This is a genomic window from Patulibacter sp. NPDC049589 (assembly GCF_040675535.1).
Taxonomy (GTDB): domain Bacteria; phylum Actinomycetota; class Thermoleophilia; order Solirubrobacterales; family Solirubrobacteraceae; genus Patulibacter.
In genome coordinates this window covers 26,768-33,973 of the sequence record NZ_JBFAPC010000052.1, presented here as the reverse complement: position 1 = coordinate 33,973, position 7,206 = coordinate 26,768, and the positions used below count along the sequence as shown (strand labels likewise).

The 7,206-nt window shown below is 74.5% G+C and carries 6 protein-coding genes; 1 reads left to right on the top strand and 5 read right to left on the bottom strand.

Annotation, left to right across the window (positions count from 1 at the left end; genetic code table 11):
• Positions 1-72: 72 nt before the first annotated feature.
• From AB0L40_RS12050 to AB0L40_RS12035, 4 genes are read right to left on the bottom strand one after another with little or no spacing between them, the layout of a single operon-like run.
• On the bottom strand, positions 73-1,179 hold the full coding sequence (locus tag AB0L40_RS12050) for a hypothetical protein (protein WP_364354111.1): 1,107 nt from the start codon (positions 1,177-1,179) through the stop codon (positions 73-75).
• Entirely contained in the window at positions 1,176-1,826 is a 651-nt protein-coding gene (locus tag AB0L40_RS12045; RefSeq protein ID WP_364354108.1) for an RNA polymerase sigma factor, read from the bottom strand. The genes AB0L40_RS12050 and AB0L40_RS12045 overlap by 4 nt, the downstream gene beginning before the upstream one ends.
• Before the next feature lie 44 nt (positions 1,827-1,870).
• Positions 1,871-2,917: a hemolysin family protein gene (locus AB0L40_RS12040; RefSeq protein ID WP_364354105.1), complete on the bottom strand. Its 1,047-nt coding sequence runs from the start codon at positions 2,915-2,917 to the stop codon at positions 1,871-1,873.
• Positions 2,914-4,284 (bottom strand): hemolysin family protein, encoded by a 1,371-nt coding sequence (locus tag AB0L40_RS12035; RefSeq protein ID WP_364354102.1) that lies wholly within the window; start codon positions 4,282-4,284, stop codon positions 2,914-2,916. Before AB0L40_RS12035 ends, AB0L40_RS12040 begins: the two co-directional genes overlap by 4 nt.
• Before the next feature lie 336 nt (positions 4,285-4,620).
• Here AB0L40_RS12035 and AB0L40_RS12030 point away from each other — a divergent pair, with 336 nt between their 5' ends.
• Positions 4,621-5,400, top strand: a complete 780-nt coding sequence (locus tag AB0L40_RS12030; protein WP_364354099.1) for an HAD-IIA family hydrolase — start codon at positions 4,621-4,623, stop codon at positions 5,398-5,400.
• A 64-nt stretch (positions 5,401-5,464) separates the two neighbouring features.
• Here the strand turns inward: AB0L40_RS12030 and AB0L40_RS12025 are convergent, their stop codons facing one another.
• Complete coding sequence (locus AB0L40_RS12025; protein WP_364354096.1) at positions 5,465-6,946, bottom strand: MFS transporter; 1,482 nt, start codon at positions 6,944-6,946, stop codon at positions 5,465-5,467.
• Positions 6,947-7,206: the final 260 nt, after the last annotated feature.

Genomic DNA, 7,206 nt, shown 5'->3' with positions numbered 1-7,206 from the left:
ACACGCCGCTCAGGATCGGCACCTTCATCACGGTGTCCCTGAACTTCGTGATCATCGGCACGGTGCTCTTCTTCATCGTCCGCGCGATCCAGCGCTCGCCGCGGGGGTCGTGGTCGTGCTCGCCGGGCGCGGGGTGGTCTCCGCCGGAGGGGCCGCCGTAGCGGGGGTGGTCGCCTCCGGGACGGTGGCCGTGGTCGCCGGCTGGGCCATCGTCGTGGACTGCGGGCTCGACGCGCCGGTCCGCCGGTAGACCCGGACCTCCAGCGGCTGGAAGTCGTCGGCGTCGACGAGGTACTCGGTGCGCTGGTCGACGGTCCCGGACGGTCCCTCGACGTCGGCCACCAGGCGGCGCGCGCGCCGGCCGCGGACCGTCTCCTCGCCGGCGCTGCGGAACGCGCCCGCCGCGAGCAGGCGGCGGATGCCGGCGGTCGGGTCGGGGCCGAGGCCACCGTTGAGGCTGCGGGCGACGCTCTCGAGGACCTCCGGCGGCGGGTCCTGCCGCGGCGGCGGCCCCCCGCCGGTCGCGTCCAGCTCCCAGTAGGAGCCCTCGGCGGTCAGCCCGGAGCGCTGGTAGCCGACGCTGCGGCCGTCGTCGAGCGCGGCCTGGCGGACCTGGAACCGCAGGGGGCTCCCGGTCGCCCACGACTCGACGGTCGGGCCGAGCCGCGCGAACTCGCCGCGCGGACCGAGGACGCCGGTCGTCAGCGGCCGTCCGTCGGGCATCAGGTCCTCCACGCGCGACACCACGTGGACGACCGGGCCGCCGGAGCTCAGGGCCGCCTCGGCCCGCGCCACGACGTCGACGCCGCCGCCGGCCAGGCCGGTGGTCGTCACGACGATCGCGGCGACGGCGAGGCCGGCGGTCGCGAACACGACGGACCGGCGGCCGGGGCGCCGCAGGAACCGGCCGGCCCACGCCGGTCTGCGGCCCCCGGGCGCGGCGGCGCGCGGAGCCTCCTCGGCCGGCGGGTCGTGCCGCCGGTCGCGGGACCGCGGCGCGACGCCGTCGTCGGCCATCGCCGACCACAGCCGCTCCCGCGCGACCCCGGCGCCGTCGGCCGTCATCGCCGCCCGCAGCCGCTCGCGCGCCGCGGCCGTCGCGTCCGGGGCCGGCGCCGGGATCTCGTCGTGCACCGCCCGCAGGCGGTCCAGCTCGGGGTACGTCGTCTCGTCGGTCATCGCTGCTCCACGGATCGCGGGGTCGGGGTCACCGCGGCGGGGACGACGTCCCGGCCGCGGCCGTGGGGGTGGGGCACCGGGGCGCCCGGAGGTCGGCCCTCCCGGGCCAGTCGGGCGCGGACGTCCTCGCGGGCGCGGTGCAGGCGGGAGCGGACGGTGCCCAGGGCCACGCCGGTGGCGACGGCGATCTCGGCGTACGAGAGCTCGCCCCAGGCGAGCAGCAGCAGGGCCTCGCGCTCCTCCTCGCGCAGGGCGGCGACGGCGTCGTCGAGGGCGGGGTCGCGCGGCAGGCCGCGGGCGGGGTCCAGGGCCGCCGCGGCGCGGGGCCCGGCGGACGCCTCGGTGCCGCGCAGCCGCAGGCCGGCCCGGCCGGCGCGCTCCCGGCGCCGCAGCTCGTCGCGGACGAGGTTGTTCGCGATCGTGCACAGCCAGGCGCGCAGGCTGCCCTCGACCGTGTGGGCCCGCATCCGCGCCGCGTAGGCCCGGACGAATGTCTCCGCCGCGATCTCGTCGGCCGCGTCGCGGTCGATCCGGTGGGCGGCGAAGCGGTGGATCGCGGCGAAGTGGCGGTCGAACACGGCCTCGAAGGCCGCGCCGTCCCGCTGCGCGGCGGCGAGCAGCGCGTCGTCGTCAGGTGGGTCGCTCATCACCCGGGGGAACGCCGATGGGTCCTCCGGGGTTCCCGACCCGCTCAGGCCGCCGCGCGGCGGCTCTCGTCGCGGATCTCGCCGACGAGCTCCTCGAGGACGTCCTCGAGCGCCACGACGCCCAGCACCTGGCCGCCGGCGTCGACGACGCTGGCCAGGTGGGCCCGCGAGCGCTGCATCGTCTGCAGCACCGTCCGCAGGCGGTCGGTGATCGCGACGGTCGGCAGCGTCCGGCGGTCGCGCTCCGGCACGACCTCGTCGCGGGACCCGTCGTCCTCGGCCAGGAGGTCCTTGAGGTGCAGGTAGCCCGACAGCGTCCGGTCGGGGAGCAGGACGGGGAACCGCGAGAACCCGGTCTCGCCCGCGAGCGCCTCGACCTGCGCCCGTGTCGCCCGCGTCGAGACGGTCACCAGGTCGCGCATCGGGAGCAGCACCGCCTGCGCCGTGCGGTCCTCGAACTGCAGCGCGTCGAGCAGCAGGCGGCCCTCGCCGTGCTCGAACAGGCCCTCGCGGTGGGACTCCTCGACGAGCCCGGCGACCTCGTCGCGGGTGAACGCGCTGGTGACCTCGTCCTTCGGCTCGACGCCGACGGAGCGCAGGGTGATGTTCGCGATCCAGTTCAGGGCCGCGATCGCGGGGCGCAGGGCGCGGACGATCAGCACGAGCGGGGGCGCGAGGACGAGCGCGGCGCGGTCGGGGCCGGCCAGCGCGATGTTCTTCGGCACCATCTCGCCGATCACGACGTGCAGGAAGACGACGAGCAGCAGCGCGATCGCGAAGGCGATCGGGTGCAGCAGGGACTCGCCCAGGCCGACGTCGTGCAGCAGCGGCTCGATGACGTGCGCGACCGCGGGCTCGCCGATGTAGCCGAGACCGAGCGAGCAGATCGTGATGCCCAGCTGCGCGCCGGCCATCATCAGCGACACGTGCTCCATGGCGCCGAGCGTGATCCTGGCGACCCGCGAGCCCTCCTCCGCCCGCGGCTCGATCTCGCTGCGGCGGGCGGAGATCAGCGCGAACTCGGCGCCGACGAAGAACGCGTTCAGCCCGAGCAGGACGACCGCGACGAGGATGCCGAGGCCGTCGTTCATCGCTCGTCCTCCTGGTCGTCGTCCTCGCCCTCGTCGGGACGCTCGAGCTCCTCGACCACGACCCGCAGCTCGTCGACGCGCAGGCCGTCCATCGTGTTGACCTTGAAGGTGATGCGGTGGTGGGGATCCTCCTCGTCGGGACCCTCGATGACGACCTCGTCGCCGACGTCGGGGATCCGCTCGAGGTGCAATGCGACGAGGCCGCCGAGGGTCTCGTAGTCCTCGTCCTCCGGGACGTCGACGCCGATGATGTCCTCCGCCTCGTCGGGCCGCAACAGCGCGGGCATCAGCCACGAGCCGTCGGGCTGGACGCGGGCCACGGACGTGCGGTCGTCGTGCTCGTCGAGCACCTCGCCGACGATCTCCTCGATCAGGTCCTCGAGCGTGACGATGCCGTCGACGCCGCCGAACTCGTCGACGACGACCGCGATCTGCAGGCCGCCGCGGCGCAGGACGGCCAGCAGCGGGTCGAGCTCCAGCGAGGAGGGGACGACGACCGGCTCGACCATGACGTCGCGGACGAGCTTCGTGTGCCGTTGCTCATACGGGACGGCGACCGCGTGGCGGATGTGGACGATGCCGGCGATCTCCTCGGAGTCCTCGACCTCGACCGGGAACCGCGAGTGGCCGGTCTCCCGCGCCAGCTCGAGGACCGCGGCGACCGTCTCGTCGTCGTCGATCGCCTTCATCCGCGTGCGCGGGGTCATGACGTCGTCGGCGCGGCGCTCGCCGAACGCCAGGGACCGCTGCAGCAGGGTCGCGGTGTTCGTCTCGAGCGTTCCCTGCTCGGCGGAGCGCTGCACCAGCGAGGAGAGCTCCTGCGCGGAGCGGGCCGACGCGAGCTCCTCCTGCGGCTCGATGCCGATGCGGCGCAGGAGGCGGTTGGCCGCGCCGTTGAGGACGCGCAGCGGCCACGCGGTGCCGTGCGTGAAGCCGCGCTGGAATCCGGCGACGGCGCGGGCGGTCGCGACGGGCTTGGAGATCGCGAGGTTCTTCGGGACGAGCTCGCCGAAGACCATCGTGATCGCGGTCGCCAGGACGAGCGCGATGACGACCGCGACGCCCTTGGCGGCGGTGTCGCTCAGGCCGGCGGACTCCAGCGGGCCGTCGACGAGCCGCGCGACCGCGGGCTCGGCGAGGAAGCCGATCGCGAGGTTCGTGACGGTGATCCCGAGCTGGGCGCCCGAGAGCTGCGTCGACAGGGTCCGGAGCGCGTTCGAGACGCTGGACGCGCGCCGGTCGCCCTCCTCGGCCAGCCGGTCGATCGCGTTGCGGTCGACGGTGATCAGGGAGAACTCGGCGGCGACGAACGCGCCGCACGCGGCCACGAGGGCCAGCGCCACGAGGATGAGGAGCACCTCGGTCATCGGTGGCGACCGTGCTCGGGCTGGGGGGCCTCCGTCAGGGGGCGGGCGCGCGCTGGGGCGCGCCCGGCACCTCGAGGAGGCTCGTCATCGGCGTGCGGGGTCGCACGCTCGGGACTGGAGGACTCGTCGTCCAGGGCGGTGGTCATTCACGACCATGGTACGGACGCGGGCGACGGATGCGAGCACGACCCGTCGGCGGGACGCGGTCCGGGGACGCGGGGACGGCGCCGCGCGCGAGCCTCGCCCCGGGGTCGTACGGCGTCCGTGACGGACACCCGTCCGTCCGCCCGCGCGGCCCGCGGGGAGCGCGGCCGGGCCCCGCTAGGCTGGCGGCAGATGGCGCTCCGCGAGATCTCGTCCTGGCTGATGGACATGGACGGCGTGCTCGTCCACGAGGAGCGCATGGTGCCCGGCGCCGACCGCTTCCTCGGGCGCCTCGCCGAGCTCGGCCGGCCGTTCCTCGTCCTGACGAACAACTCGATCTACACGCAGCGCGACCTCTCCGCCCGGCTGAAGGCGAGTGGCCTGGAGGTCCCGGAGACCGCGATCTGGACCTCGGCGCTGGCGACCGCGTCGTTCCTCGCCGACCAGCGCCCGACCGGCTCGGCGTTCGTCATCGGCGAGGCGGGCCTCACGACCGCCCTGCACGACGCCGGCTACACGCTGACCGAGCGCGAGCCCGACTACGTGGTGCTGGGGGAGACCCGCACCTACAGCTTCGAGCGGATCACCCAGGCGATCCGGCTGATCGACGCCGGCGCCCGCTTCATCGCCACCAACCCCGACAACATCGGCCCGTCGCCGCAGGGGTCGCTGCCGGCGACCGGCTCGGTCGCCGCGCTGATCAGCCGGGCGACGGGCGTCGAGCCGTACTTCGTCGGCAAGCCCAACCCGCTGATGATGCGCTCGGCCCTGAACCGCATCGACGCGCACTCCGAGACGACGGCGATGATCGGCGACCGGATGGACACCGACGTCGTGTCCGGCCTGGAGGCGGGCCTCGAGACCGTGCTGGTGCTCACGGGCGTGGCGACCCGCGCGACGGCCGAGCGCTTCCCGTACGTGCCGACGCGGATCGTCGACTCGGTCGCGGACCTCGTCGACGGCCTGGGCTGATCCGGGGCGGCGGGGAGTCCGCCGCCCGGCCGGGCGGCGCGCTCCCGCCGCACCCGGTCCGGGATCAGGCGCCCTCGGGCGACGGGACGACCGGGTCGGCGGCGGCCTGGTGCTGCGGCGTGATGCGCCGCGGGAGGACGACCGCCGCGATCACGAAGCCGACCCCGAAGAGGACGGTGGCGAAGGTGAAGGCGGTCGTGTAGCCGTGGACGGCGGCGTCGGACGCCAGGGTCGCGGTCCGCTCGTGGCTCGAGACGTACGACGACGTCGCGTGGACGAAGATCGTCGACAGCACGGCCGTGCCGACGGCGCCGCCGACCTGCTGCGACGTGTTGACCATCGCCGACGCGACGCCGGCGTCCTGGCGGTCGACGCCCAGGGTGGCGGTCGCGAAGGACGGCGCGAAGACGCACGGCATGCCGATCCCGATCATCACGAGGCCGGGCAGCACCCCGCCCGCGTACGTGGACGACGGGTCCAGCTGCGTGAAGAACAGCAGCATGGAGAGGAAGCCGAGCGTCATGCCCGTCATCACGATCGGACGGACGCCGACGCGCGGCAGCACCTTCGTCTGGATCGTGGGGGCGACGATGAAGATCATCACCGACATCGGGAGGAAGGCGACCCCGGTCTTCAGCGGCGAGTAGCCGAGGTTCTCCTGCAGGAAGTACGTGAGGAACAGGAAGACCGCGAACATGCCCGACGACGCGACGACGATCGACAGGTACGCGCCGCCGCGGGCCCGGTCCCAGATGATGCGCAGCGGGAGCAGCGGGTTGTCGACACGCCGCTGGGTGAGCACGAAGGAGGCGAGCAGGACCACCGCGGCGACCAGCGAGACGATCGTCGACGCCGCCTCCCACGAGTCGCGCTGGGCCTCCGAGAACCCGAACACCAATGCGAACAGGCCGGTGCAGGCCAGGGCCGTCCCGACCCAGTCGATCCGCGGCCGGTGCGTCTGACGCTCGGCGGGGATGAGCCGCAGCGCGGCGAACGCCGCCGGGACCGCGATCACGAGGTTGACGTAGAGGCACCAGCGCCACGAGAGGGCATCGGTGAGGACCCCGCCGAGCAGCAGCCCGACGGACGCGCCGGCGGTCGCGACGGCGGCGAAGATGCCGAACGCCTTCGGCCGGTCCGGCGAGTCCGCGAAGGTCACGGTCAGGAGGCCCAGCGCCGCCGGCGCCAGCAGCGCCCCGAAGACGCCCTGGAGCGCCCGCGCCGCGACCAGCACGCCGAACGAGGGCGCGAGGCCGCCCACGAACGACGCGAGGGAGAAGCCGATCAGACCGCCGATGAACGTCCACTTGCGCCCGAAGAGGTCGCCGAGCTTGCCGCCGATGAGCAGCAGGCTGCCGAACGCCAGCGCGTAGGCCGTGACGACCCACTGGCGGCTGTCGGTCGAGAAGTCGAGATCGCTCTGCGCCGAGGGGAGCGCGATGTTCACGATCGTCGCGTCGAGGACGACCATGAGCTGCGCGACCGCGATCAGGGCCAGGGCGGCCCAGCGGTTCGGCTCGGTGCCGCTCGAGGTATCGGGGGACATTGGCTGGAGAGTACAACCGGACCGGACGCTCCCCTTCCGAAGGCGGCATCCGCGGCGGCCGGCGGACGGACCGGCGGTCGACCGGCCCACGGCGGGCGTCGTCGGCGGGCCGGGCGACGCGTCGGTCGGTGGGCCCGGCCGTGGTCGGGGTGCCCGCGAAGAAGAAGCTGCGCACGGCGAAGACCCCGAAGGCCCGGAAGGCGGCGCAGCGCAAGCTCCGCACGACGACGAGCTCGCTGGCCCGCTGCCGCGCGAACGCG